Genomic DNA, 25,630 nt, shown 5'->3' on the forward strand with positions numbered 1-25,630 from the left:
CCTCCTGTTTTTATTTGTAAGCACTTTTGAGAAAGCTTACAGTGAACTACACTCTCACTCAGCCAATATTATCGCTCGGGCATGTTCTTCATTGACCAGGCCCTGGGTGGCCAGTTTGATATTGCCCTGTTTGTCAAGGTATATGCTTGTCGGGATGCCGGTCACGAGGCTGTACGGTTTTGGAAGCTGTTTGTCGGTGGCAATGACTGTGTAGTTCAAGTTTTCCTGCTCAGCAAAAGATTTGACTGTCCTATCAGCTTCATTTGAAATTGCAAGGATCATCAGCTCGTCTTTACTCATTTCTTCTCTTAACGCTTTGAGGTGCGGAATTTCCATTTTGCAGGGCGGACACCACGTTGCCCAGAAGACGAGTACCACGTTTGTGCCCTTGTAGTCAGACAGATTATGGGTTTCGCCGGTTATGTCTGTCAACTCAAGTTCCGGAGCGGGCTTGCCGTACCATTGTTCGAAGATAGGTGCCCACGTGTCGGCATCGGCGATGACTTTGTCGATCTGGGTCTGGGGCTCTTTTTCTGCCTGTGCCTCTTGCGGCTGCGCCTCCTCGTACGGGCCCTTGTCGATTATGAAAAGTATCACAATGATAAGCAATATTGCAGCTATGAAACTTGCCAGGAGGTTTCTGTTTGTCATGTTTGCATCCTTTCGTTCGATGTTGCGTTTGAAGGCGGTAAACTTAAATTACGCCCCTTTATAGCGTTATACGTTGTGGACTGGGCCGGTGTTCTGTTGTATACTGAATATCTCCCCGATGCGGTCGGGATTCTTATGCAAATTTTGCCATCAATTATGGAGATCGCAATATGTCGGAACAAAGAATCGGTGTTATAGGCGGTACGGGCCTGGGTGATATTCTTGGCGAGCATATTTCGGATGTTCGTTTTGAGAAAGTGGATACGCCGTTCGGTGCACCCAGCGGCGAGATAATGCTCGGCAGTCTGGCCGGTAAGCAGATCGCGTTCATAAACAGGCATGGTGAGGGGCACATTTACGGGCCCAGCGATGTGCCGTTCGCGGCGAATATCTTTGCGCTCAAGAAGCTGGGTGTAAAGTCCGTGATCGCGAGCGCGGCGGTCGGGTCGCTCCGAGAAGAGATCCGGCCGGGCGAGCTGGTGCTTGTGGATCAGTTTATCGACAAGACGTTCCGTCGGCGGGGCAGTTTCTTTGACGGCGTAGCGGCGGTGCATGCGGAGATGGCCGAACCGTGCTGCAAGATGCTGCGAGATGCCATGCTGCGTGCTGCGGGCAATCTGCAGGTACGGACCCATGCTGCGGCGACATATGTGGCGATGGAGGGTCCGCAGTTTTCGACCAAGGCCGAGTCGAAGATGCACCGCGCATGGGGCGGGGATATGATCGGTATGACCGGCATGCCCGAGGCGAAGCTGGCGCGCGAGGCGCAGATGTGCTATTCTCTGGTCGCGCTGGCGACGGATTACGACTGCTGGCGGGAGTCGGTGGGATTGACGGATAAGCACGATCTGCTCCGGGAGATACTGGGGAACCTTGAGAAAGCGACTGAAAATGCGATCAATCTGATCGAGGCAGTGCTCAAGAGCGAGGAAAAACTGATATTCGATGATTGCCCGTGCAGGCACAGCCTGGAGATGGCGGTCATGACGAAGCAGGAGGTGATCGATCAGGCGAAATGGGAGCAGTTGGGGGTTTTGTTCGATTGACGATCGTGACTGATTGACTTTTGGTTATGAACCTGCGACAATCCTGCGGCAATGGCGAAAGATTTTACTAAGAGCTTGTTCGGGGGCGATGACCGGGCCGCGGAGGCGGCTGGGCAGGAGGTGCTCGTTGCGCTCGATACGGGGGCGGATGCGGTTTTCAGCTATGTGCTGCCGGATGCGATGGGTTCGGTCGCGGTAGGCCAGCGCGTGGAGGTTCCGTTCGGCAGGGGGAACAAGAAGAAGGTCGGGTTTGTGATCGGCCTGCCGAAGCATGATGATGCGGACGAGGCGACCGCAGATGATGGACGTGCGTTCAAGCTAAAAGCCGTGACTAAGATTGTGGACGATGAGCCATTGCTCAGCGAAAAGCTGGTTCGGCTGGCGAAGTGGATCAGCGATTATTACGTGTGCCCGATGGGGCAGGTGCTCGGGGCGATGGTGCCCGCAGCGGTGAAGAAGGGTGTGGGGGTCAAGAAAAAGAGCTTTCTATATCTGGGTGAATGTTATAAGGACAAAAAACTTACCAGCGGTAAGCAGAAGGCGATCGTTGCGGTGCTTGAGGACCTGTTGGCAACGAATCCGGAGCATGCGATAGAAAAATCCGAGGTGCTGGAAGAGGCTGAATCGAGCCCCGGACCGTTGCGCCGGCTGATCGCTGAGGGGATCGTCATGCAGGAATCGCGAGAAGTTCTGCCTGGTCTGCCGGATGTGCCGGAGGAATTTCTCGAAGCCAGCGGAGCGGACATCGTGCTCAATGACGAGCAGGCGGCGGCACTGGCCAAGATCGGCGAATCGATGGAACAGGACGATTTCGGCGTGACGCTGCTGTACGGTGTGACCGACAGCGGCAAGACCGAGGTGTATATCCGTGCGATACAAAAGGCGGTCGAGCGAGGCGAGCAGGCGATAGTGCTGCTGCCCGAGATCGCCCTGACCACCCAGACGGTCAACCGGTTCAAGCAGCGGTTCGAGTGGGTCGCGGTGATGCACTCGGGACTCAGCGCGATGGAGCGGAACGCGCAATGGCAAAGGATAAAGCACGGCCAGGCGGATGTCGTACTGGGTGCGCGGTCGGCGGTCTTCGCGCCGGTCCGAAAGCTGGGCCTGATCGTGGTGGACGAGGAGCACGAGGGCAGCTATAAGCAGGACTCCGTGCCGCGGTACCATGGGCGGGATGTCGCGGTGGTGCGTGCCAAGCTGGAGGGGGCGCATGTGATTCTAGGCAGCGCGACGCCCGCGCTGGAAACGCTGGAGAACTGCCGGACGAAGGAACATTTTCAGCTCGTCGAGATGCGAAAGCGGGTGAACGATCTGCCCATGCCGAAGATGCGGCTGGTGGACATGACGATGGTGCGAGGTGCGGACGAGGACGACGGCGTGACGCTGATCAGTCCCGATCTGGAAGACAAGCTCCGGGCCGTTCTGAGCAGGGGCGAGCAGGCAATACTGCTTCTCAACAGACGCGGCTACAGCAATTTCGTGTACTGCCCGAAATGCCGCCACACACTGCACTGCAAGAACTGCGATGTGACGCTGACGTTCCACAAACGAAGGAGCGGCAGCAAGGCGGTTTCGTTCGGCGGACGGATGGGCCACGGCTACGCGGTGTGTCATTACTGCATGTCAAAAACGCTCGTGCCCGAAAAGTGCCCGCTGTGCAGCAAGCGGATGGTGATGATCGGGCTGGGCTCGCAGCGGCTGGAGGAGGAACTGTCGCGAAAGGTGCCCGATGCGCGGGTCAAGCGGGTCGACAGTGACGTGATGGCGGGCGCGAAGGCGGAAGAATATTACGAAATGCTCAAGGATTTCGCGCAGGGGCGGATCGACGTCCTGGCCGGCACGCAGATACTGGCGAAGGGACTGCACTTTCCCAACGTCACGCTGGTCGGGGTCATCAGTGCGGATACTGCGCTTGCGATACCGGATTTTCGTTCGAACGAGCGGACGTTCCAGATGCTCTCGCAGGTCGCCGGGCGCGCGGGACGGTCCGAGAAGAAGGGCGAGGTGATCGTCCAGACCTATCTGCCCGAGACCGAGGCGATAGAGCGGGCGATGGAGCATGACTATAAAGGCTTTGTCGAACATGAGTTGGGCGTGCGGGCCAAGTGCGAGCTGCCGCCTTACGGACGGATGGCGAACGTGCTGATGCGGGACGAGAAATTCGAACGGCTCAGCAAGGCGTGCGGCGAGATGCGGGCGCGGATAGACTATCTTGCCGGGCAGCTCGGGCTGGATATGTTGGTTCGCGGCCCGATGGAGTGCGGCATCGCACGGATGCATGGCCAGCACCGGATGCAGATCGTGGTGCAGGCGAAAGATGCGACAGTGATCGGGCGGCTGTTCAAGAATCTGCGGGCAATGGGACCGATACGGCCAGCGGTGACAGCGGTGGTGGATGTGGACCCGGTGAGTTTGTTATAGGGAGTCTTGGGCCAAAGACAGGCCCGGGCTGTTCACCTGTATGATCTTACAGAATCGGGGAGACAGGATTTGAACCTGCGACCTCTGCGTCCCGAACGCAGCGCTCTAGCCAAGCTGAGCTACTCCCCGGCGGGAAAAGTGCGTAATATACCCCTTAATCGGCCTTAACGCAAGCTAATACATCGCAAAATAAGCAACATTCGGCCAACAAAACCCTTCATATGCAGTCGCTATCTATCACAAGCCCTGAATCGGCTATCATTAAATGCTTTACGGGGCAGTTAAACTGGTTTGAAAACGACCTATGTATAAGGTTTTTGTAAGAAAGCTGAATGCTGGATTCGCCTTAGCAAGAGCTTTATTGTTGACATTGCCAGCAAACTGCCTACTATATTGATGGAGTTTGATAACAGCGGCTCATTAACAAGATCATACGTCCACGCCAACGCCCAGGTGCTCAGCCAGGATGACTATACGCAGGCGGACCCGGTCACGGGTGAGCCGAACCGGTATTACTACATCCACGACCGGCTGGGTTCTGTCCGCATCGTATACCATCCTGCGATGGCCGAGCCGATCAACAGCTATACGTACGATCCATACGGCCAGGATTTCGCCAGTGAATGCAGCCCGATCGTATACCCGAACCAGCAGACGCAGTACAACCCGTTCAAGTTTACCGGCCAGTGGCACGACAGCGAGTTCAACCATTACTACCTCCGTGCCCGCATGTACGACCCATTCATGGCAAGATTTACGACGCGGGATCCGGTTTTTGGAAAAGCAGATGAATGCTTGACCTTGCATAAGTATCTTTTTTCGCTCAATGACCCGGTAAACAATCTCGATCCTTCCGGCAAATCCGCTATTAATATTATGGCTGGTCTTGAAGCAGCGGCTACGGTCTATGCAACTGGGCTCACAATAGCAACAGTTGGCGCAGATCTAGGAAACCTTGATCTTATAATAGCTGGGGGCTATGTTCAGCAGCTCAGTGGGCTGGCTTTTGCATGGGGCTATGCGACTGCCGGTGCGGGCGACAAGGTTGTGCGAGTGTCGCGATGGGGCAAGCCTGGTCTAGGCAAAGGTGATTGGGTAATGAAGGGTAAGGCTAATTACCTCAATTGGATATTCTCAGGTAAATTGCAGCCTGGTATGACAAACCAATTTGCTTCGTATAAAACTGCCCAAGAGTTTCTAGTGAATTCGAGCGACTTGGTTTGGCCATCTGGATTTTTTGGTTTCATGAAGGGACTGTTGGGGCAACGAAGGTACATGCCTTAGGATAATAAAAACCTTTTTCGAGAGGATGATCATTGAGATGATTTATATTAGCATAGGCATCATATTTCTTGGATTTGTGTATGATCTATTGGAGTTTCTTATGCGATCGTATTCTTTTCTTAAAGGAAATTCAGCTCCTAGTCCCACACCAATTATTGGTTTAGTCGCCATAGTAATTGGAATAATAGGCCTTGCTGTTACTTCGCAAATAACAGTAAGGCAAGCTATTTGGCTCGGGGCATTAGGTTTCGTATCGCATATTTTCTTTCAGGTGGTTGGTCCTTTAGTCATGACAATGATAATGAATGGTGTTCATCATAGACCTCTTTTTGACTCGCGGCCTTTGCCAAAATCAGACAAAAGACAAAAGCAGAAAAACAAAAATTAAAGCGGGGGCGGTTATAGCAGGTTGGGCGCGGCCATAGGTGGATTGTGGATTATTTAAAATTATCTTTAGGTTTAGCAATACTAATTGCAGTCGTTTTACTTTTGCTAAGCCCTTTGCCTGCGTTGCATTTGAACAAGCGGATGTTGCATAAATTGGACCGGCACGAATTGAATGATCGGGAACAGGTGAAATTTTACATGCCTCCCAGATTATGGATTTTCTCAGTGCATGGTGTTTTAGTTTCGTTGGTTATAGGTTTGGTATTCTGTGGCATCGTTTGCGCTATATTGGCACTTTTGAATGTGTCTTCCTGGTCGGTTGCAATTCTCTTCTTCTGGATATACTATTTTACAATTACTTACGGAATTCCTCTTGTGGCATTCAACGAGCATAAGAATGACCATGTTTGTATCGCGGACGAATCTTTAGAACTGCAGATTGCCTCTAAAAAAATTGTTGTGCCTTTCGGGCATCTATCAGAAGTAAAGGGGACTAGGGATGAGATCGTCATAATGACGACAAACAAAAAGAAACATAGAATTCCAGACAACATGGCTATTAGTTTAGTTCGGCGAGATGACTTGTTTGATAAGTTGAAGCGATTGGTGCCCGAGAGAGTGTCAGAAAAATGAAAGAAAGAATATTAGCTTTTTTATCTGCAACGCCATTTATTGCTACGTTTGGTTCGGTTATATTCTTTGTTGAAAAGCATCGGGCTGCGATGCTAGAGAAGGGGCAAGCTACTGTTGTAGATGGCGGAGTCATGTTTACGGGACCAGACCAATTCTGGCTTTTTACACCGACTGGCTTTTGTTTTGTTCTGGCGATCTTGTTCGTGCTAATTGGTGTATGTGTGGTTCTTTCGAAATTGATAGCCGAGTTTTCCTTGAAATTGTGGCTGCCTATAATTTGTATCGGCTGGGTGACAACTGTTGCAAGCACATTTGCACTGTTTCACATCCACAGAGATGATTACGTTTTGCTAAACGATAAAGCCATAAGCCAAAAGTTCGGAAGTCGAAACTGGAGTGCCCAATGGGACGACATTCGAAAAATCCAGGATAAAGGCCGAGCTTTCATTATATATCTGGAGGATGGAAAGACATTTCGAATTTCTGATGCGCAGATAGCTAGGCTATATGACAGCGGCAAACTCACCAGTCATCTTACTAAAATCAGTGAAATTACGAGTCATATAGGGTCTGAGAAAAAATTCAAGTTAATTGATGGAGTTTGATAACAGCGGCTCATTAACAAGATCATACGTCCACGCCAATGCCCAAGTGCTCAGTCAGGATGACTATACGCAGGCGGACCCGGTTACGGGTGAGCCGAACCGGTATTACTATATCCACGACCGGCTGGGCTCTGTCCGTATCGTGTACCATCCTGCGATGGCCGAGCCGATCAACAGCTATACGGGGGCCTGTCCCGGCAAGCAGTAGGCCGGGAATCCATACAGCCAGGATTTCGCCAGTGAATGCAGCCTGATCGTGTACCCGCAGCAGACGCAGTACAACCCTTTCAAGTTCACCGGCCAGTGGCAGCATGGCGTGGTTTTTAACCCAGCTTTGATGTTATTCAGCTTTTCGGCTTTGCGTTATATTGTCGGCGGTTGGTTGCCGTGGATCGTTCGGCCGTACCAGCCATCGAAGGTGTTTGCGGTTTTGAATTTTTCATATTCTCCGTCCTTTGCGACCGGCTCTGTTTTTTCAAGCAGCTTTTTCTGCTCCTGTTCGCTCATCGGCTCGAAGATCCGTGCGTTTTCGATATTCTTTTTGAGCAGATCCATGTTTTCCATGCCCGAGACCACCGACGCGACCGGCTGGCTCCATGCAAAGCGTAACGCCTGTTCAGGACTTATCACGCCGGGACGCAGCAGGTAGCCGCCCCCCATCGTCTTCATGGCGATCACCGCGATCTGTTTTTCCACGGCGACCGGCATCACGTTCTCTATGAAGCTTCGGTAGTGCGGATCGAATGCGTTTACGGGCATCTGAAGTGTGTCCCAGCCGTCAAACTGCTGCATCATCTCGGTGAACAGGGCCGGGCTTTTGTGGCCCGTGAAGCCGATAAAGCGGATTTTACCTTCTTTTTGGGCCTGCAGGAGAGGGCCTATACCCCCGTCCTCGGCGAAAAAACGCCTCGGATCGTCGCGGTAGATGACCTCGTGGACCTGGCACAGATCTATAGTGTCGACCTGCAGCCTGCGAAGGCTTTCTTCGATCTGTTTGCGAGTGGTTTCCTTGTCTCTGCCGTGGGTTTTGGTCATGACAAACGCCTTGTCGCGGTAGCCGTCCCTGAGGGCTCTTCCGACGATCTTTTCGGATCGGCCGCGATGGTATTCCCAGGCATTGTCAATAAATGTAACGCCATTGTCGACTGCATAACGGACAAAATTTATCGCCTGCTGATCGTCTTCGACACGGCCAAGGTGGTGGCCTCCGAGACAGATTATCGGCACTTTCTCACCTGTTTTGCCGAGCGGACGCAGCGGGATACCCTCGGAATTCCGCTCGAATGAGTTGTTGTTTTGTACAATCTTTTTGTTGCCCCGATGCTGTGCTCCATATGCAGTATTTGCGGTCAAACCTGCCGCAGCCAGCCCCAGTCCGCCTGTTCCGGCCTTCAAAAAAGTCCGCCTGTCGAATCTGCCTGAGTTGTTGTCAGTCATGGAAATCTCCTTTCCTCTTGGACGTCAATGTCAGTATTCACGTATCTCTATCCGTATTTTGCCCGTCGCGCAGCAAAAAAACTATTGGGAAAAGCCCGAAATAGAGGCAGGTGAATGCGTATTCGGAGCAGAAAATCCATTTATTCGTCTAAAATCAGCGGAAAATATTCATTTTTTCAGTCTATTCCTGTGTTTTTGATGCTGTAATTAGCTAGACTGATCAAGTGTACAAGTGTGAACTTGCGATTCGGACAGGCCAATGCGTGTCAAGTACCACTTGATATTGTTAAGTAATGCAAGCGGGGTACCAGGGCTATTGGTGCGCGTTTTTGCCTCTGTTTTTGGTCAATTAAGGCTTTGTGACAAGGCGCATTCCAAATTTGCCGATCTTATTTAATAGCTAACTGACAGGACTATAGTACGAAGGAGAAAGTAGTGATTTCAAGAAATCTCGGATGGTTGGTGATGGCCCTTCTTTTCGTAAGCTGCGGTGCGTGTTTTGCGGCGCCTCATCACGGTGAAGTATATGATCTCAAGCAGCCGGACGGCAGTCGTGTACCGGCGAAGGTATGGGGTGACGAGTTCTACCAGCGGGTGGAAAGTCTGGACGGTTACACGCTGGTGCGTGATGAGACAACCGGCTGGATCTGCTATGCTGAGGTGTCTGCGGACGGTTCTGATTTTGTAAGTACTGGCGTTGTTTACGAAGTCGAGACTGATACTGCAGGCAATAATAAGAAGGTCAAAAATGTAGGCAAGAGACTGCCCAGGCAAAAGCACTTAAAACTGAAAAAGGGTGCAGTACTCAAAAAGGCGAAGGAAAGACGCAAGGAGCTGCTTGGCGAAAAAGCTGATGAGTATTTCAATTTCGGTCTTGCAGAAGATGGTTACAGCACCGATGAGGCGGCTGCAATGGCGACTGCACCGGCTCCGCTGACCGGTTCGGTTGTTGGTCTTACTGTACTGATAGATTTTCCGGATGATCGTGGAACTATAGCCGTCAGCGAGGTTGAGGACTATTGCAATCAGATCGGCTACAGCGGTTACAATAACAACGGTTCCATACGCGACTATTTTTATGACGTCTCGAACGGCAATCTTGAATATACAAATCAGGTGGTCGGCTATTACACAGCCAACTATAATAAATCGTATTACGACGATTGCGATAACGGCAAGGCTCGTGAACTTATTGGGGAAGCGTTGAACTGGCTTGAATCGCAGAACTTTGATTTTACTACTCTGTCGCGTGACGGCAGCAACAGAATAATCGCGCTGAACTTTTTCTATGCGGGCAACCGTGGTTGCGGATGGGCCAAGGGACTCTGGCCTCATAAGGGCTGGTACGACAGCTATGTCGGCAGCCAGGGTGTGCGGACCGGTGATTACCAGATCACCGATATGCGGTCGAGCCTTGTGATAGGCACCTTCTGTCATGAGAATGGACACATGACCTGCGACTGGCCGGACCTTTATGACTACGGTTATGAATCAAGCGGTACCGGCGGATATTGTCTGATGTCCAGCGGGCACGGTACAAATCCGCAGGTGCCTAATCCGTATTTCCGCGATCTGCGGGGCTGGGAGAATATTGTCGATATCACGGATGACATGCCCGGTACGGTTCGGACGCACACTGCGAATTCACACACGACGTTCAGGTATTCACATCCAACGAATTACAAGGAATTCTTCCTTGTAGAAAGCAGGCGGCGAGTCGGGCGTCACACTGGCATACCTGATGAGGGCATGCTGATCTGGCACGTCGATGCGGATGGTTCGAACAATAATGAGCAGATGACCGAGGCCAGCCATTATAAGGTGTCGGTCGAACAGGCTGACGGCAGATTCGATCTGGAAAACGGTACAAACAGCGGCGGAAGCGGTGATCTGTTCCATGCGAATTACCGGGATGTATTCAATGATAACACGCTGCCCGATGCGAGATGGTGGGATGGTTCGGAGTCCGGGCTTGGCATTCGTGATATAGGGCCTGTTGGCAATACGATGGACTTTACTGTTGATAATGTTACGACGACCCTGTTCGTCAGTCCGGGCGAGGAGCTGGCGTATGATCATGTATGGTCACTGCCACTGCCTTCTACCACTAAGACTTTCGAACTTGCGAACACTACGAACGCGACACTGAACTGGACAGCAGATGAAAACGCTGACTGGTTCGATCTGTCGCCCTCCAGTGGTACACTTGCAGCCGGAGCGAGTACGACTGTATCGGTCGTCCTGAACGGCGCAGCGGCGCTGCTTGGTCCGGCCGAGCATGCTGAACCAGTCGCGTTCACGGATACCACAAACGATGTGTCGCTGGGACGGGATGTGGTGCTTAATGTCATTCCGAAGGGACTGCACGCTTATTGGCAGTTCGACCAGACGACTGGATATACAGCGAGTGATGCCACAGGCAACGGTTTTGACGGATCGCTGGAGAATATGTCGTTCAGCGGCGGTACAACGGCCGGTAAATTCGGCCAGGCGCTTAGCTTTGACGGCATTGATGATTTCATTACTGTCAGTGAGCTGGGTCTCAATACCAACAATATAACTATCGCTGGTTGGCTCAATGCTGCCGCTATCCAGACCGAATACGCGGGCATTTTCTCGAATCGGGTTGATGGCGCCGCTAATTTCAACTTCAAGAAGTCAAACAAGCTTGGATATCACTGGAACAACGGCCACTGGACATGGTCCACCGATTTCTCTGTTCCGACAAATGAATGGGTATTCGTAGCGATGGTCCTCGAACCTGATAAGGTCACGATGTATATGGATGACGGAACCTTACGGAGTGACTCCTGGAATGCTGTGCATTCACCTGAGTCTTTTGCCGGTTACAGCGTGATCGGTCGTGACGCCGGTTACAGCAGTCGCAGCTATCAAGGTGCGATAGACGATCTGCGGATCTATAATTATGCTCTCAGCAGCAGTGAAATTGCTCTTCTGCCGCAGGGAGGGCCAGCGGAATGCCCTAAGCCGGCCAACGGTGAAACCGGAATTGCTCCTCAGCCTTTGAGCTGGATTGGCGGACCGGTTGCGGACCGCTACCTGGTTTACCTCGGTACGAATCAAAGTGCTGTTGCCGACGCGACGCCCAGTTCACCCGAATACCAGGGACAGACCAGCGAAACACAGTGGGAGTTTGACTGGAACTCAAACAGCACATATTTCTGGCGTGTCGATACGATCACCGATTCGGGAAGTACCATCGCTGGAGCAGTGTGGCAGTTCGAAACCGGCGACGGAACGGGTATGATAACCCGTGAAGTCTGGAATAGCATCACAGGCATTAACATTTCGGATCTGACTTCCGATTCGCGATATCCTGATCAGCCCGATGAGACTGGTGTGCTGATGAGCTTTGAAACACCTGTAGATATAGCGGATGACTACGGCACGCGGGTACACGGATTCTTGAAACCCAAGGTGACAGGTACATACAAGTTCTGGATCGCCGGTGATGACTGGTGTGAGTTGTGGCTCAGCTCGGGTTTCGATCCGGCCGACGCCTCGATGATCGCCCAGGTGCCCGGCTGGACGGGACAGAAGGTATGGGACGAATATCCCGAGCAGGCAAGCGGAACAATAAGCCTGGTTGCAGGCGAGATGTACTACATCAAGGCACTTCACAAAGAGAGCGGCGGCGGTGACCACCTGGCCGTCGCATGGCAGGGGCCGGATATCGTGCAGCAGGTAATACCCGGTGAATTCCTCATGCCTTATTACGAGGGATATAACGGTGAACCTGTTTTCAATAACGCGAATATCACAGGTGCAGAAGCGATCGAGCGCCAGCCTTATAGCGGTTCGCTGGTCGGCACCGCAAGCGATCCTGAAGGCGACAGCATTTTATATTCAAAGGCAGCAGGACCTGACTGGCTAATGATCGCCGGTGACGGCGGGATGATGGGTACGCCTGCGGATGCCGATGTCGGTGCCAACATTTTCACCGTTCGAGTAACCGATCAATATGGCGGTTATGATGAGGCGACTCTTACGATCCAGGTCAATGAAAGGTATACAGGCGAGCTCGGCATGACTGATCTGATTGGATTTGCCTCGCACTGGCTTGAATTGACGCCTACTGGTGATCCGGCGGATCTCAATGATGATGGCGCCGCTGATTTCACTGATTATGCAGGTCTGCTCAGAGATTGGCTCGAAACAGTTTATGTGCCTGATATGCTCGACTATTGGCCGATCGAGACTGACGCGAGCAATTACGTCAGTCCTCATGCAGGCAGACTGTATGGCGATGCGGCAATCAACACAGCCGATGCTGCTCCTGGCAGTACAGCGTGCGTGCAGCTTGACGGCGACGGAGATTACGTCGAGATATCAGGTTATTACGGCATTACAGGCACTGCGTCTCGAACCGTTACAGCGTGGATCAAGACCAATTACCAGGCAGGTGATGCAGTTACCGGTGAGATAGTAACGTGGGGTCGTCCCGATCAGACAGGCAAGAGATGGACGATGCGCTTGACCGCGGATGGTGCATTGCGGCAGGAAGTCAAATACGGCTATATCAACGGCACTACCAACATTGCTGACAATACCTGGCACCACGTCGCAGTGGTTCTGGAAGATGACGGCAGCCCTGATATAAGTGAGGCACTTCTCTATGTCGACGGACAATTGGAACCCGTTGGAGGTTTCGGTCCTCGTGCCGTGGATACTGGTATGTTGTCTCCCGTTCGTCTTGGCGTATGCCTGGAGGTGGCGGGGCCGCGATTCTTCAAAGGGCTGATCGATGAAGTCCGCATTTACGACAGAGCTTTGACGGCGGACGAAATAAGTCGCCTGGCTCAGTAAAATTTATTCATCCCGGCGAGCTCTGCGGATTGATATTTCTTTGGAGCTTGTCGGGATTTTTATGCGCGTACAAAAGCTGAATTCACGCTTTGCCGATTAAATCCTGTATCGCGGCCGGCAGGTCGGGGTATTTAAACTCAAAGCCGGCCTCGGTGAGCTTCCGAGGCAGGACATTTTGGTCGACAAGCAGAAGCTCTTTTGCCATCTCACCCATAGCGAGTTTCAGCACAAAACCCGGGATGGGCATGGGCAGCGGTCGCCTCATGGCGGTGCTTATCAATCTTGCCAGTTGTTTTGCGTTTGCAGGGTTGGGCGCGGTAACATTTACGGGTCCCGAAAGCTGCGGAGTTTCAAGGATGAGCTTGACGGCTTTGACAGTGTCTTCGAGGTGGATCCAGGATACGTGCTGCGAACCCGGCGCCGGGTAGTTGCCAAACCAGTATTTAAACGCGGGCAGCATCTTTTCCAGCATCCCGCCGTGCTCAGAGAGGACCGGCCCAAATCTTGCTGCGGCACACCGCGTGGGTGAATCGGCCAGCGGCAGCATGGTATCTTCCCACTCCACGCAGACACTTGAAAGGAACGTATTGCCTGGCCCGGCAAATTCATCCACTTCCTCACCCGGTCGGTGTCCGTAATAACCTGTCGCCGACGCCTGGATCAGGGCTGCGGGTTTTTGGTGCGAATCCTGAATTGCTTCGACGATCGCTTTACTCGCCTGGAGTCTGCTGTGAAGAATTCGTACTTTCTGAGTTTTGGTCCATTTGTGAGATGCGATATTCTCACCCGCCAGATTGATCACAGCAGTATCTTCGCTCAGAAGTGCTTCGGTCGGCCAGGTGTCCGTGCCGTTCCAGTGCACCAGTCGGATCTTATCCTTGGCGAGTTCAGGGTGCTTGTCCGGATAGCGTGACAGGGCGATCACTTCGTATCCCGAATTGGAGAGCAGGCGGCACAAAGGCTGGCCGATAAAGCCAGTTGCACCTGCGATTACTATTTTTCTAATAGTAGTCATAAGGATATTATAGTATGTTATGTGTCGATTGGAAGTATGTTTTTGTTATGAAATTATTGCTATGGGTAAGAATAGAGCAAAGATAATGAGAGACTGGCTGCAGGCCGTTCGTGTTTTTTCGCTGACTGCTTCAGTGGTGCCGGTGTTGCTTGGTGCCGTCCTTGCCAAGACATCGCAGGCTGGTATTGCATGGTGGATGCTGCCGCTGGTGCTGCTCGCGGCAATGTTTTTCCAGGCGGGCACGAACATGGTGAGCGATTATTACGATTACAAAAAGGGCGTCGATACGGATTACACTTTCGGCGGCAGCAAGGTTATCGTGCAACGCAAGCTGTCCGCAAAAAGTGTTCTAACGGCCGGCCTTGCGATGTTTGCTGCTGGCTGCGCGATCGGACTGGTTTTTGTCTGGTTCCGCGGGCCGGTGATTCTGGCGATCGGTGTGATCGGCTTTCTGGGAGGTCTGTTATATAGTGCCGGGCCGGTTGGCTATAAGTATCTCGCGCTGGGTGATCTGGCGGTGTTCATTCTGATGGGACCGTTGATGGTGATCGGCAGCTATTTCGTTTTGACGGGAGGCTATTCACATCCGGTCCTGTTAAATTCTTTGCCGATTGGTTGCCTGGTCACGGCGATACTGGCGGCAAATAATCTGCGTGATATTAAGCATGATCGCCAGGCAGGCGTGAGGACGTTCGCGAACACGGCAGGACCGCAGGCCGCGCGCATAGAGTATTATCTGCTGATCGCTCTTGCTTATGCTGTTGTTGTGATAAATATTCTGCTCGATATTTTGACGGCATGGGCGTTGTTGGTGCTAGTTACTTTACCGATTGCGGTGAACAATATCCGCCGTATCAAAACCGGCGATATTGAAGATCCGGCGACGCTGGCGGATGCCGATGTGATCAGTGCTAAGCTGCATCTCGCATTTGGAATCGTTCTTATTGGTTCTGTTATTTTGGGGCATTTAATATGATCGCTATCTATGCATTTTGCGCTCTGGCTGCTGTTCTGTGGTTCGTCATCTTTTCGCCCTGGACCGCGGAACACGTTTCGTTCTGGCCAGCAATGGTTTTCTCGACAGGTTTGCTTGCTGCGGCTGCTTTGACGGCACAGCGGGAAAAGTTGCGAGAGCTTTTCGCATGGCAGTTCCGATATGCGTTGATAGGCGTTGTAAGTGCAGTATTTTTGTACGGCGTTTTCTTTTTCGGAGATATCGTTGCGCGATGGATGCTGCCGTTTGCTCAAAGGCAGATCGAGGGTGTGTACGGCTCGCGTCAGGAACTGCCCTTGTGGCTGATCAGCGTTTTTCTGATTCTGGTGATAGGTCCTGCTGAGGAGATATTCTGGCGCGGTTTCGTACAGCAGCGTCTCGGTTCGCGTTGGGGTTCTTTTGCTGGCTGGTTTGCGGCTACGGCTGTCTATACCGGCGTACACGTTTTTTCGCTCAATTTCATGCTGCTGGTTGCATCGGCGGTTTGCGGCGGTTTCTGGGGGCTGCTCTACTGGCGATATAAATCCTTGTGGCCGGTGATAATTTCGCACGCTCTCTGGGATGTAATGATATTCGTTATCTGGCCGGTCGGAGCAGGAGTTTGATATGTCTAGCGGTAAGAGCAAACTTGACATCAAGAAATTGTTCGATGATCTTGCATGCCGATATGATCTGATCAATCGCGTGCTCAGTGCGGGTACGGACATGCACTGGCGTAAAAAGGCTATCGAATTTGCCGCCCCGTCGGCGGGTATGAGAATTCTTGATATGTGCTGCGGCACGGGCGATGTTGTTTTTGCATTTGACGAGCATCTTGACAGAAAGGCGGAACTTGTCGGCTGTGATTTCAGCGAGGAGATGATAAGCATTGCGAAAAAACGCACCACGAAAAAATATGGCGGTGCCGAAAACGCACATCCCAGGCATATCGAATGGCTTGTGGGGGATTGTCAATCGACTGACCTGGACGGCGGCAGCTTTGACATAGTCAGTTGTGCTTTTGGTGTGCGCAATATGAATGATCGTCAGGCCGGGCTCAGGGAGATGCATCGGCTGCTCAAACCGGGCGGACGAACGTGCATACTCGAGTTCTCATTGCCGCAAAACTTTCTGTTTCGCTTTTTGGGATTGACATATCTGTCAGTTTTTCTTCCAATCATCGGCGGTATCTTTTCCGGCCGTATCCGCGCTTACCGCTACCTGAGCCGTTCGATACGCACGTGGGACAGGGAGGTCGATCTGACTGCGGAGCTCCAGCAGGCGGGCTTTTCACGGACTGATGTTCATCGTCTCGGTATAGGTATGGCAGCGGTACATGTAGCTCATAAGTGAGCTCGAGTGCAGCGTTGTGAAACAGCTCGCAACTACTCCCGGTCGCGGTTGAACCTGGCGAGTATTTCCGCCCCGCCATTCGCTAGCAAAGATTCAGCCAGCTCATCGGCGGCGGCTTCGGCGTCCTGTCGCTGAGCCCGTATCTGCTCTCTTACGAACGGTTCTCCTGCCGGGTCCGCGATCATGGCCGAGATCGAAACGGCATCACCTTCGACCATTGCCAATGCTCCCAGCGGGATCGAGCATCCGCCATGCAGTCTCGCCAGTATCCTGCGTTCCAATTCAGCTCTCAGGCGGGCCCCATTGTCATCGATCTGCGAGACGATCACGTTTGCAGTTTTGTCATCGCTTCGCGTCTGTATCGCAAGTGCTCCCTGGGCCGGGGCAGGCAAGAAATCTTCGAACGGCAGCACAGCGGATATTTCGTCTTCTTTGCCCATTCTGATAAGCCCCGCGTGGGCAAGGATAAGGGCATCGTACTGGCCGCCCCTGAGTTTTCCTATCCTTGTATCTACATTCCCCCGGCAGGGCCGGGCGTGTACGTCTGGACGTAGATGCTTGAGCTGGGCGATCCTGCGGACGCTGCTCGTGCCCACTACAGCGCCGGGCTTGAGCCCCTTGATCGATGTCGAACCATCCGAGCATATCAGCGCATCGGCAGGTGAAACCCGTTTGGGCACGGCGGTAATCGCAAGGCCGGGCGTGATGGCAGTGGGCAGATCCTTGAAGCTGTGCACAGCGACATCGGCTGCATTTTCCAGAAGGGCCTTTTCGAGTTCGGACGTAAAAAAGCCTACCGAAGATGAGGATTTATAGAGAAAGTCAGATTTATCTCGGTCACCGCGTGTCGAAATCTCGACCAGCTCGATCTGCAGATCCGCATTCACCTCTCGCAGCATATTGCAGACAAGCTTTGTCTGGGCAATGGCGAGTTTGCTCGCACGTGTTGCTATTCGGATCGCTGGCATCGGTTTCTCCGCAGTTATCGACTCATTTTGAGCCATTTTTAGCTGAACGCCCATGCCAATGCAAGAGTATTCAAATCAAATCAGCGCTTTATTGCTATATGCATCGCAAACAGGTATAATAAATTTCGTTTGTACCGGTTGTTTTGAGAAATATCTCAGGCGTGGTCCAAAGATTTTGGATTTCTATTGACCATCCTGCAGTACATGATTCACGGGCGGAGCGTTTTTTGTCTAAGTCGCTTTCCAAAAAGCAGTTAAAGGTCCTCAGCGTGATACAGAAGGGCATGCCCCTCTCGGCAGCTCCGTATGCTGACATGGCGGAGTCTATCGGCATGGCGACCGAAGAATTTCTGGATGTTTTGCGGCAGTGGAAGGATGATGGGACGATCCGCCGGGCCGGTGCGGTGGTAAACCACCTTCGAATGGGTGTTGCAGGCGGGATTATGGTGGCCTGGGATGTGCCCGATGATTCGGTTGAAAGTGTCGGACACCTTTTCGCTGCCTTTAAGCAGGTTTCACATGCGTACGAGCGCCCGCGTGTGCCGGGATGGAAATATAACGTGTTTACTATGGTGCACGGCGACACGCCGAAGGCGGTAGAAACGACCATCGACCGGATGAGCGAAAAAAGCGGCATTACAGATTTTCGCAAGCTCCGAACCGTGCGTGAGCTGAAGAAGACCCCGCCTGTTTATGTCAAGGAAGAGTAAAAGACCGCTATGCAGAATATTTCCCTTATTGAAAATGCTTTTTTGTTTGCCGGTGCAGCCTTTTATCTGGCTGCGGCGGTTCTGGGGATGGTGCGCCTTTATAAAGAAGTGAACATGCCCGCCGGCCTGCTTGCAGTTCTGATAGCCTTTGGCAGCGTTATGCTTGCGGGCGTATTATTTGCAAGAGGATTCGAAAAAGGCCAGGTCCCGCTGGTCGATACGTTTGAATTTGTGCTTGCCCTGACCGTTGTATTCAGCCTGGCCGAGTTTTTTACACCCCACAACTTGCGAAAGGGCTGGTTCGAGGCGGTCCTGTCTTTGCTGCTGTTCGCCCTCACCGTTACTGGATTCTCACTGGCCGGACCGGTCGGTACGCTTGACCCTGCAGTAAAAACACCGTGGGTTCTGGTGCACGGAATTTCGATGCTTGTTGCGGCGGCGGCGATTTTCTTTTCAGCAGCAATGGCATACCTGCTGCTTGTGGGCAGAAGCAAATTGAAAAGCAAGAACCCCCTGCATGTGATCGGTAAGATGCCCAGCATCGAAAAACTCGCAAAGCTCAACATGCTGGGCCTGCGACTCTGCACTGCAGCGATGACCTTCGGTATCGTCAGCGGTATCGGCATGGCGTTAAGTCAGGCCGAGGCAATCGATATGACCGCCGGCGACTGGCTGGTGGACGGCAAGATAATTCTCATCATGCTGGTGTGGGTGCTTCTTATAATTATATTGCTGATGAATGTATTTGCGGGTATCAGTTCGCGTGCAATTGCATATGTAACCATTGGTGCATTTCTCCTGGCTTTGCTTGCGATCGTGGGCGTGGCCGTGCTGGGCGGGGGGGCTCACGATTTTCTAGCATATGCAGGATCGTTTCGTACGGAAGGGGGTGTTCTGTGCGGATAATTGCGTTGGGAATAAATCATAAGACCGCGCCCGTGGAACTCCGGGAACGGCTGGCGTTCGATGAAGTTGCTGCATTGTCAGCTCTCGGAGCACTCAAACAGCAGAACCCGTCCGGCGAATTTGCACTGCTTTGCACCTGCAACCGTGTCGAACTTTATGCAGCGATAAAAAAAGATTGCGATCTGGCCGCTGACGACCTTCTGTCAACGCTGGCTGAATGCAAGGGCATTGATGCTTCTGCGATTCAACCCGCCGTATATGTTTTGGAAGGTGTCAAGACTGTCCGGCATCTGCTGACGGTCGCGTCCAGCCTGGACAGCATGGTGATCGGCGAACCGCAGATCATTTCACAGGTCAAGGACAGCTACCGTCTGGCGTGCAGGAACGGCTTCACCGGCAAAGTGCTGAACCACCTTTTCCACACCGCCTTCAGCACCGCCAAAAAGGTCTACTCCGACACCTCCATAACAAGCAGACGCGTTAGCGTCGCCGGCGTCGCGGTCGAGCTTGCGGGCCAGCTTTTCGACAAGGTCGCATCAAACAAGGTCACGGTGATCGGTGCGGGCGAGATGAGCGAACTGCTCGTTGAGCATTTCAAGCAGGCAGGCTGCAAGGATATCTCCGTCGTTAATCGCTCACCCAAACGCGGACGCAAGCTGGCGCGAAAATACAGCATAGAACACCACGGCTGGGATCAGCTTGGCGAGCAGATACGAAACGCCAGTATACTGGTCGGTGCGGCCGGCAGCGATGAGGGGTTTCTTTTTGACAGGGACAGCTTTGCCGATCTGCTTTCAAAACGGCGAAAAGGTTCGCTGCTGCTTATCGACATTGCAGTGCCGCGTTGTTTCGACCCCGCCATCAATGACCTTGAAAATGCGTACCTTTACAGCATCGACGACCTTGCAGGCGTTGCCCAGAAGAACGTCAAGTTCCGCGAGGAGGAAGTCGAGAAAGCGGTAGAGATGATCTGCGAGCAGGCTGACGATTTTATGGAATGGTTCGACATTCGAGACGTTGGCCCCGTCATCGGCAAGCTCAAACACCGCTTCGAACAGATACAGCGAGCCGAGATGGAAAAGTTCTTCACCAACTGCAGCCAGGAACACGTGTGCAGGCAGTCGATGGAAACGACCGTCAGCAGGGTGGTGAACAAACTGACGCACTGTGTTATAAAGAACATTGATCAGGTCGCTCGCGAGCAGGGGGCCGCCGACGCTGCAAGGCTGGCACACAGGATGCTTGCTGAAGCCGAAGAGATCGCTGCCAAAGCCGGCGATAAGGAGGATGCCACATGATGCCCAGCAACGGTAAGAACAAACGTACACTGCGACTGCTCTTCTGGGAAAGCACGATCAAATGTAATCTGACGTGTTCACATTGCCGCAGGGTCGAGGGTGACGAGCAGGTCGGTACAGATATGACCACCGGCCAGGCGAAATCACTTATCGACCAGCTTGCTGAGCTGGGCAAATCACAGGACTTTATGCCCATACTGGTGTTCAGCGGCGGCGAACCGCTTTGCCGGGACGATGTTTTCGAGCTTGCCGGATACGCGGGCGATCAGGGCCTTCGAACCGCACTTGCGACCAACGGCACAATGATCGACGCCGAAACCGCGGCCCGGATCGAGGATGCGGGCTTTGCACGGGTTTCGATAAGTCTGGACGGCGCGACCGAACAAGTACACAATAAGCTCCGGCAGGAGCCCGGCTGTTTCGATGCTGCCCTGAACGGCATGGCGGAACTGCAGAAGGCGAATGTGCCGTTTCAGGTTAATATGACCATGACCAGGCACAACGCTCATCAGCTCGATGATATTTTCAATCTTGCCAAAAATATGCGGGCCCAGGCGGTGCATCTTTTCATGATGGTGCCGGTCGGCTGCGGTGAGCAGTTCAACCAGGCCGACATGCTCGACGCCGACGAATACGAACAGATGATGAAGCGTATCGCGGCGACCGAACGAAGCGGAAATATCGAGGTCAAGGTGACCTGCGGACCGCATTACGAGAGAGTCAAACGACAGACACAGCATCAGTCCGCAAGAAGCCGCCATCCGTCAAAAGGCTGTCTGGCCGGCTCAGGCGTGATCTTCATAGGCCACCAGGGAGATGTCTTCCCGTGCGGCTATCTGCCTGTCAATTGCGGCAGCGTTCTGCGGCAGCCGTTGGCGGACATCTGGCACGGCAGCGAGGATCTTGCAAGAATGCGCGACGCGAACCGGCTTACCGGCAAGTGCGGCATATGTGAATTCAAACGTCTTTGCGGCGGATGCCGCGCCCGAGCCTACGCTGCCACCGGCGACTACATGTCCGAGGAACCGTTCTGTGCATATGTCCCGAAAAACCTGAAATAGTAATAGGAAAGTGAATCGATGATAAACATTACCAGGCTCTACTGCGATGAGATGACACCCGGCGACTGGATACGTTACGGACGCAACGGCCACGGCACAACAGGCAAAACGGATAAACTGCCGACTTCCGCCCGCCGGCGAAAGCCTATCGTGGTCTGGAACATCACCAGCAAATGCAACCTGCGCTGCGTCCACTGTTACAACGACAGCGGCTGCGATATAAAGTCTAACGAGGCGACCACGTCCGAAGCGAAGGCGGTACTGGACGATCTTGCCGACTTCGGCGTGCCCTCGGTGCTGTTCAGCGGCGGCGAACCGCTGATGCGCGACGACCTGTTCGAGCTGATCGACCACGCCCGGGACAAGGGGCTGCGAACGGTCATTTCGACTAACGGCACGTTAATAACACCCGAACGAGCCGCCAAGATAAATGAGCTCGGCGTTTCATACGTCGGCATAAGTCTGGACGGTATCGGCGAGGTGAACGATCAGTTCCGTCAGGTCGACGGCGCGTTCGACCGCGCAGTTGCGGGCATTCGCAATTGCCAAAATGCGGGCGTCCGCGTGGGTCTGCGGCTGACACTCACCAAACGCAACGTACAGGACCTCGACGCATTGTTCGACTTCTTCGAGCAGGAAAACATCGAGCGTGCATGCTTCTATCATCTCGTGCCCAGCGGACGCGGCAAGGACATTTCAGACGCACGACTGACACACGAACAGTCCCGCCATGCGGTCAACACCATCATCGAACGAACAGCCGCTCTTTCAAAGCAAGGCAGACGCACCGACATACTCACCGTGGACAATCACGTCGACGGCGTATATCTTTACCGCAAGCTCAATGCCTATGACTGCGAACGGGCCGAGAAGGTCTGGCAGCTTCTGACCTGGAACGGCGGCGGTATGAACAGTAGCGGTATCGGCATCGGCTGTATCGACTTCAACGGCAAAGTGCATGCCAATCAATTCTGGGGACATTACGACATCGGCGACATCCACGAGCGAAAGTTCAGCGACATCTGGACCGACGAATCAGACCCGCTGCTGAAAGGACTCCGCGACCGCCGCAGCAATATTAAGGGGAGATGCAGACTTTGCAAGTACTTCGACGCGTGCGGGGGCAGCCTCCGCGTCCGCGCCGACCTGTACTTCGGCGACACATGGGCCCCCGACCCTGCCTGCTATTTGACCGACAAAGAGATCGGTCTGGACGATGCCGCGATCCAAGAACTCAAACGCTCCGGCGAACTTTACGACATGCCCGAATGACCCGCGCTTGCCCACAAAAAAGGGCGACACCCGGCCGCCCTGATCTGGCATTATGTTTGCCTATTTAGGTTCGAACGATCTCACAGCCTTCAACGTCTGTTCGATGTGTCTGTCCGTGTGCGTGGTCGACAGGAAATTCGCCTCGAACTGGCTCGGTGGTACGTAAATCCCGTTTGCCGTCATGTGCTGGAAATACTTCGCATACATCTTCGTATCACAAGCCGCCGCACCGTCGTAGTCGGTTACCGGCTCATCGTTAAAGAACAGTGTGAACATGCCGCCCATGCGATTGATCGTGTGCGGTATGGATTTGGCCGTGAGAATTTCGTCAATCCCGTCCGCCAGTTTCCTGCCCGAATCGCCCAACTTCTTGTATGGCTTTTCCGCCTTTAGCGCCTGCAGCGTAGCCAGCCCCGCCGACACGCAAACCGGATTGCCCGACAGCGTACCCGCCTGGTAGATCGTCCCGTCCGGTGAAAGATTGTCCATCACAGCAGCCGGTCCGCCAACGGCGCCAACCGGGAAACCGCCGCCGATGATCTTGCCCATGCACGTCAGGTCAGGCTGGACCTTGAGCATTTTCTGTACGCCGCTGAACGTAAACCTAAAGCCCGTGATGACCTCGTCGAATATCAGCATCGACTTGTTTTTGCTGCAAAGCGTACGCAGCCCTTCCAGAAAACCCTCCGCTGGCGGTATCGTCCCCATATTCCCAGCGATCGGCTCTATGATCACTGCCGCAATATTCTTGCCCTGTTTCTTGAACAGTTCCTTTGCAGCATCCAGATCATTGTATGGCAGCAGCAGAGTGTTCTTCGCAAAGTCGTCCGGCACGCCCGGGCTCGACGGCGACCCGAATGTTGCAAGCCCCGAACCCGCGCTAACCAGCATATGGTCGACGTGGCCGTGATAGCATCCGATGAACTTCACGATGATGTCCCTGTCCGTGGTCCCGCGAGCCAGCCGAACCGCTGTCATAACCGCCTCGGTCCCGGAGCTGACCAGCCGCACCTTGTCGATCGACGGCACAGCAGTTGCGATCGTCTTTGCAAGCTGCGTCTCTATTTCCGTCGGTATGCCGAAGCTCGTGCCCTTGCCGAGCGTCTTTCGAACAGCATCCAGAACAGGCTTGTACGCGTGTCCGAGTATCATCGGCCCCCACGACAGACAGTAATCAATAAACCGGTTGCCGTCCGCATCATACAGGTATGGGCCCTTCGCCTTGTCGATGAATATCGGCTGTCCACCCACAGCGTTCAAAGCCCGCACCGGGCTGTTAACTCCGCCGGGGATGTATTTCTGTGCATTTCGAAAAAGACGTTTGCTCGTTGTCAGCTTCATATCGCTCCTTTCAAATTAGCGTCTCTGTCTTTCTGGTATGATCTCGATGTCCATGCCGAATTGTTCCGCCACCTGCTGTGTAGGCCGGCCAAGACATATGCCCCGCACATTCTCAGGCAGCTCACCGAACTTGTTAACGAACGCTCTCACCGTCGAGCCGCTTGTGAACAGCACCTTATCGATATAGTCAAAGTCCACCTCACCCGGATCGATCTCCACTGTGCGGTACATCGCGACCTTGTCCACCTTCGCGCCCATCTCCTCCAGCCCATCCGGCAGCTCCGCAGAAGAGACCTCCGCCTGAGGCAGCAGCACTTTCTTTCCTGCCATATCCAGCTTAGCAAACCCCTCCAGCAGTCCTTGACTTGCTTGCAGATCGGGTACAATATCCGCACTGATGCCGAACTCCGCCAGCGTCTCAGCGGTCGTCCTGCCGATCACTGCAAATTTTACATTCGCAAACGAACGTGCATCCAATCCCTTTTCATCCGCCAGCTTGAAGAAATGCCGCACGCCGTTGGTGCTCGTGAAAACGATCCATTCATACCGCTCCACACCTTCGATCATTTTCTCAGCACTCGAATAATCATCCAATGGCTCGATGTCGATGATCTGTTTGTGAATGATAACACCGAGATGCTGATACTTCTCCGGATGCGTTCCCAGCATCAGGATCTTGGGCTCACGCGCGAACCATCCCAGCTTTCCACTGAGCTGTCCGACACCTCCGACAATGAATATCGCCGGCATTCTCAACGGCGTCTTTTCTATGACCTCCGCAAAATCCGACAGCGTCCCTTTCACGACTCGCTGATCGTAGCATGTACCATGTTCGACCGCCGCGATCGGCGTATTCTCATCATACCCCGCATCGATTATCGACGGTATCAGTCCCGCGATGTTTCGCACAGACATCATCAGCACCAGCGTATCCGCCTTCGGTATCTCGATCGGCCGGTCATCCCCTTTCTTGCGATGGCCGGTAATGAACGCAACGCTCGACGAAAAATCCCTGTGCGTCAGCGGTATTCCCGCGTAACAGGCCGACCCAAGCGGACTCGTTATGCCCGGCACCACTTCGAAATCCACTCCGTCGTCTTTGCACTGTGCAGCTTCCTCGCCGCCCCGGCCGAACAGATACGGATCGCCTCCCTTGAGCCGGACCACTGCATACCCCGCATTCGCCCGCTCCACCATAAGATCGTTGATCTTATCCTGCGGCAGCGTATGCTCACCCGCAAATTTGCCCACGCATATCAGCTCGGCGTCCGCTTTCGCATGATCCAGCACCTCCAAAGGTATCAGGTGATCGTACAATATCACATCCGCTCGGCCGATCAGCCGTTGCGCCTTGATCGTAAGCAGCTCCGGATCACCCGGCCCGGTGCCTATCAAATAGACCTTGTTGCGTTTCATTATTACCCTGGAAATAACCTTGAAAG

22 protein-coding genes and 1 tRNA gene are annotated in these 25,630 nt (G+C 53.4%); 16 read left to right on the plus strand and 7 right to left on the minus strand.

Annotated features, from left to right (window positions below; genetic code table 11):
* Window positions 1-54: 54 nt before the first annotated feature.
* A complete protein-coding gene (locus STSP2_RS04190; protein WP_146660134.1) occupies window positions 55-651 on the minus strand; it encodes a peroxiredoxin family protein in 597 nt (198 codons plus the stop codon).
* A gap of 170 nt (window positions 652-821) precedes the next feature.
* Between STSP2_RS04190 and mtnP the strand changes: the two genes are divergently transcribed.
* The gene (gene mtnP / locus STSP2_RS04195) at window positions 822-1,697 is read left to right on the plus strand and encodes an S-methyl-5'-thioadenosine phosphorylase (protein ID WP_146660136.1); all 876 of its coding nucleotides are present in this window, start codon (window positions 822-824) and stop codon (window positions 1,695-1,697) included.
* A 51-nt stretch (window positions 1,698-1,748) separates the two neighbouring features.
* Window positions 1,749-4,118: a replication restart helicase PriA gene (gene priA / locus STSP2_RS04200; RefSeq protein WP_146660138.1), complete on the plus strand. Its 2,370-nt coding sequence runs from the start codon at window positions 1,749-1,751 to the stop codon at window positions 4,116-4,118.
* A 54-nt stretch (window positions 4,119-4,172) separates the two neighbouring features.
* Here priA and STSP2_RS04205 read toward each other — a convergent pair.
* A tRNA-Pro gene (locus STSP2_RS04205) sits at window positions 4,173-4,247 on the minus strand.
* 267 nt (window positions 4,248-4,514) lie between these two features.
* On the opposite strand from STSP2_RS04205, the gene STSP2_RS04210 reads away from it, so the two are divergent.
* From STSP2_RS04210 to STSP2_RS04230, 5 genes are all read left to right on the plus strand, one after another.
* Window positions 4,515-5,402, plus strand: a complete 888-nt coding sequence (locus STSP2_RS04210) for an RHS repeat-associated core domain-containing protein (protein ID WP_146660141.1) — start codon at window positions 4,515-4,517, stop codon at window positions 5,400-5,402.
* Window positions 5,403-5,502: 100 nt separating this feature from the next.
* A complete protein-coding gene (locus STSP2_RS04215; protein ID WP_146660143.1) occupies window positions 5,503-5,790 on the plus strand; it encodes a hypothetical protein in 288 nt (95 codons plus the stop codon).
* 44 nt (window positions 5,791-5,834) lie between these two features.
* Entirely contained in the window at window positions 5,835-6,422 is a 588-nt protein-coding gene (locus STSP2_RS04220) for a hypothetical protein (RefSeq protein ID WP_146660145.1), read from the plus strand.
* The gene (locus tag STSP2_RS04225; protein ID WP_146660147.1) at window positions 6,419-7,027 is read left to right on the plus strand and encodes a hypothetical protein; all 609 of its coding nucleotides are present in this window, start codon (window positions 6,419-6,421) and stop codon (window positions 7,025-7,027) included. The genes STSP2_RS04220 and STSP2_RS04225 overlap by 4 nt, the downstream gene beginning before the upstream one ends.
* A complete protein-coding gene (locus tag STSP2_RS04230) occupies window positions 7,017-7,235 on the plus strand; it encodes a hypothetical protein (RefSeq protein WP_146660149.1) in 219 nt (72 codons plus the stop codon). The genes STSP2_RS04225 and STSP2_RS04230 overlap by 11 nt, the downstream gene beginning before the upstream one ends.
* Window positions 7,236-7,390: 155 nt before the next feature.
* On the opposite strand, the gene STSP2_RS04235 is transcribed toward STSP2_RS04230, so the two are convergent.
* Window positions 7,391-8,464, minus strand: a complete 1,074-nt coding sequence (locus STSP2_RS04235; RefSeq protein ID WP_146660151.1) for an aldo/keto reductase — start codon at window positions 8,462-8,464, stop codon at window positions 7,391-7,393.
* 435 nt (window positions 8,465-8,899) lie between these two features.
* Between STSP2_RS04235 and STSP2_RS04240 the strand changes: the two genes are divergently transcribed.
* Window positions 8,900-13,291: a M6 family metalloprotease domain-containing protein gene (locus tag STSP2_RS04240; protein ID WP_146660153.1), complete on the plus strand. Its 4,392-nt coding sequence runs from the start codon at window positions 8,900-8,902 to the stop codon at window positions 13,289-13,291.
* An 82-nt stretch (window positions 13,292-13,373) separates the two neighbouring features.
* Here the strand turns inward: STSP2_RS04240 and STSP2_RS04245 are convergent, their stop codons facing one another.
* On the minus strand, window positions 13,374-14,306 hold the full coding sequence (locus tag STSP2_RS04245; protein WP_146660155.1) for a TIGR01777 family oxidoreductase: 933 nt from the start codon (window positions 14,304-14,306) through the stop codon (window positions 13,374-13,376).
* A gap of 85 nt (window positions 14,307-14,391) precedes the next feature.
* On the opposite strand from STSP2_RS04245, the gene menA reads away from it, so the two are divergent.
* From menA to ubiE, 3 genes are read left to right on the plus strand one after another with little or no spacing between them, the layout of a single operon-like run.
* Window positions 14,392-15,282 (plus strand): 1,4-dihydroxy-2-naphthoate octaprenyltransferase, encoded by an 891-nt coding sequence (gene menA / locus STSP2_RS04250; protein WP_169852980.1) that lies wholly within the window; start codon window positions 14,392-14,394, stop codon window positions 15,280-15,282.
* Window positions 15,279-15,905: a CPBP family intramembrane glutamic endopeptidase gene (locus STSP2_RS04255; protein ID WP_146660159.1), complete on the plus strand. Its 627-nt coding sequence runs from the start codon at window positions 15,279-15,281 to the stop codon at window positions 15,903-15,905. Before menA ends, STSP2_RS04255 begins: the two co-directional genes overlap by 4 nt.
* Window position 15,906: 1 nt before the next feature.
* The gene (gene ubiE, locus STSP2_RS04260; protein WP_146660161.1) at window positions 15,907-16,632 is read left to right on the plus strand and encodes a bifunctional demethylmenaquinone methyltransferase/2-methoxy-6-polyprenyl-1,4-benzoquinol methylase UbiE; all 726 of its coding nucleotides are present in this window, start codon (window positions 15,907-15,909) and stop codon (window positions 16,630-16,632) included.
* 32 nt (window positions 16,633-16,664) lie between these two features.
* Here ubiE and hemC read toward each other — a convergent pair whose 3' ends face one another.
* Window positions 16,665-17,600 carry a hydroxymethylbilane synthase gene (gene hemC / locus STSP2_RS04265; protein ID WP_169852981.1) on the minus strand — a complete coding sequence of 312 codons (936 nt, stop codon included), beginning with the start codon at window positions 17,598-17,600 and terminating at the stop codon, window positions 16,665-16,667.
* Between the two features lie 227 nt (window positions 17,601-17,827).
* Between hemC and ahbB the strand changes: the two genes are divergently transcribed.
* From ahbB to STSP2_RS04290, 5 genes are read left to right on the plus strand one after another with little or no spacing between them, the layout of a single operon-like run.
* Complete coding sequence (gene ahbB / locus STSP2_RS04270) at window positions 17,828-18,310, plus strand: siroheme decarboxylase subunit beta (protein ID WP_146660164.1); 483 nt, start codon at window positions 17,828-17,830, stop codon at window positions 18,308-18,310.
* A gap of 9 nt (window positions 18,311-18,319) precedes the next feature.
* On the plus strand, window positions 18,320-19,216 hold the full coding sequence (gene ccsA / locus STSP2_RS04275; protein ID WP_146660166.1) for a cytochrome c biogenesis protein CcsA: 897 nt from the start codon (window positions 18,320-18,322) through the stop codon (window positions 19,214-19,216).
* A 5-nt stretch (window positions 19,217-19,221) separates the two neighbouring features.
* Window positions 19,222-20,514 carry a glutamyl-tRNA reductase gene (gene hemA / locus STSP2_RS04280; RefSeq protein ID WP_205847996.1) on the plus strand — a complete coding sequence of 431 codons (1,293 nt, stop codon included), beginning with the start codon at window positions 19,222-19,224 and terminating at the stop codon, window positions 20,512-20,514.
* Window positions 20,511-21,575, plus strand: a complete 1,065-nt coding sequence (locus tag STSP2_RS04285) for a radical SAM/SPASM domain-containing protein (RefSeq protein WP_146660170.1) — start codon at window positions 20,511-20,513, stop codon at window positions 21,573-21,575. Before hemA ends, STSP2_RS04285 begins: the two co-directional genes overlap by 4 nt.
* Before the next feature lie 18 nt (window positions 21,576-21,593).
* Complete coding sequence (locus STSP2_RS04290) at window positions 21,594-22,847, plus strand: radical SAM protein (RefSeq protein WP_146660172.1); 1,254 nt, start codon at window positions 21,594-21,596, stop codon at window positions 22,845-22,847.
* A 60-nt stretch (window positions 22,848-22,907) separates the two neighbouring features.
* Here the strand turns inward: STSP2_RS04290 and hemL are convergent, their stop codons facing one another.
* Window positions 22,908-24,182 carry a glutamate-1-semialdehyde 2,1-aminomutase gene (gene hemL / locus STSP2_RS04295; RefSeq protein ID WP_146664000.1) on the minus strand — a complete coding sequence of 425 codons (1,275 nt, stop codon included), beginning with the start codon at window positions 24,180-24,182 and terminating at the stop codon, window positions 22,908-22,910.
* Window positions 24,183-24,203: 21 nt separating this feature from the next.
* The gene (gene cobA, locus STSP2_RS04300) at window positions 24,204-25,604 is read right to left on the minus strand and encodes a uroporphyrinogen-III C-methyltransferase (protein WP_169852983.1); all 1,401 of its coding nucleotides are present in this window, start codon (window positions 25,602-25,604) and stop codon (window positions 24,204-24,206) included.
* Between the last annotated feature and the right edge of the window lie 26 nt (window positions 25,605-25,630).

The organism is Anaerohalosphaera lusitana (genome assembly GCF_002007645.1).
GTDB lineage: Bacteria > Planctomycetota > Phycisphaerae > Sedimentisphaerales > Anaerohalosphaeraceae > Anaerohalosphaera > Anaerohalosphaera lusitana.

What these genes read in the sequence shown, in the direction of transcription:
- STSP2_RS04190 (WP_146660134.1), bottom strand. Translation starts at nt 651, where the DNA reads ATGACAAACAGAAACCTCCTGGCAAGTTTCATAGCTGCAATATTGCTT.
- mtnP (WP_146660136.1), top strand. Translation starts at nt 822, where the DNA reads ATGTCGGAACAAAGAATCGGTGTTATAGGCGGTACGGGCCTGGGTGAT.
- priA (WP_146660138.1), top strand. Translation starts at nt 1,749, where the DNA reads ATGGCGAAAGATTTTACTAAGAGCTTGTTCGGGGGCGATGACCGGGCC.
- STSP2_RS04210 (WP_146660141.1), top strand. Translation starts at nt 4,515, where the DNA reads ATGGAGTTTGATAACAGCGGCTCATTAACAAGATCATACGTCCACGCC.
- STSP2_RS04215 (WP_146660143.1), top strand. Translation starts at nt 5,503, where the DNA reads ATGCGATCGTATTCTTTTCTTAAAGGAAATTCAGCTCCTAGTCCCACA.
- STSP2_RS04225 (WP_146660147.1), top strand. Translation starts at nt 6,419, where the DNA reads ATGAAAGAAAGAATATTAGCTTTTTTATCTGCAACGCCATTTATTGCT.
- STSP2_RS04230 (WP_146660149.1), top strand. Translation starts at nt 7,017, where the DNA reads ATGGAGTTTGATAACAGCGGCTCATTAACAAGATCATACGTCCACGCC.
- STSP2_RS04235 (WP_146660151.1), bottom strand. Translation starts at nt 8,464, where the DNA reads ATGACTGACAACAACTCAGGCAGATTCGACAGGCGGACTTTTTTGAAG.
- STSP2_RS04245 (WP_146660155.1), bottom strand. Translation starts at nt 14,306, where the DNA reads ATGACTACTATTAGAAAAATAGTAATCGCAGGTGCAACTGGCTTTATC.
- menA (WP_169852980.1), top strand. Translation starts at nt 14,392, where the DNA reads ATGAGAGACTGGCTGCAGGCCGTTCGTGTTTTTTCGCTGACTGCTTCA.
- STSP2_RS04255 (WP_146660159.1), top strand. Translation starts at nt 15,279, where the DNA reads ATGATCGCTATCTATGCATTTTGCGCTCTGGCTGCTGTTCTGTGGTTC.
- ubiE (WP_146660161.1), top strand. Translation starts at nt 15,907, where the DNA reads ATGTCTAGCGGTAAGAGCAAACTTGACATCAAGAAATTGTTCGATGAT.
- hemC (WP_169852981.1), bottom strand. Translation starts at nt 17,600, where the DNA reads ATGCCAGCGATCCGAATAGCAACACGTGCGAGCAAACTCGCCATTGCC.
- ccsA (WP_146660166.1), top strand. Translation starts at nt 18,320, where the DNA reads ATGCAGAATATTTCCCTTATTGAAAATGCTTTTTTGTTTGCCGGTGCA.
- STSP2_RS04285 (WP_146660170.1), top strand. Translation starts at nt 20,511, where the DNA reads ATGATGCCCAGCAACGGTAAGAACAAACGTACACTGCGACTGCTCTTC.
- STSP2_RS04290 (WP_146660172.1), top strand. Translation starts at nt 21,594, where the DNA reads ATGATAAACATTACCAGGCTCTACTGCGATGAGATGACACCCGGCGAC.
- cobA (WP_169852983.1), bottom strand. Translation starts at nt 25,604, where the DNA reads ATGAAACGCAACAAGGTCTATTTGATAGGCACCGGGCCGGGTGATCCG.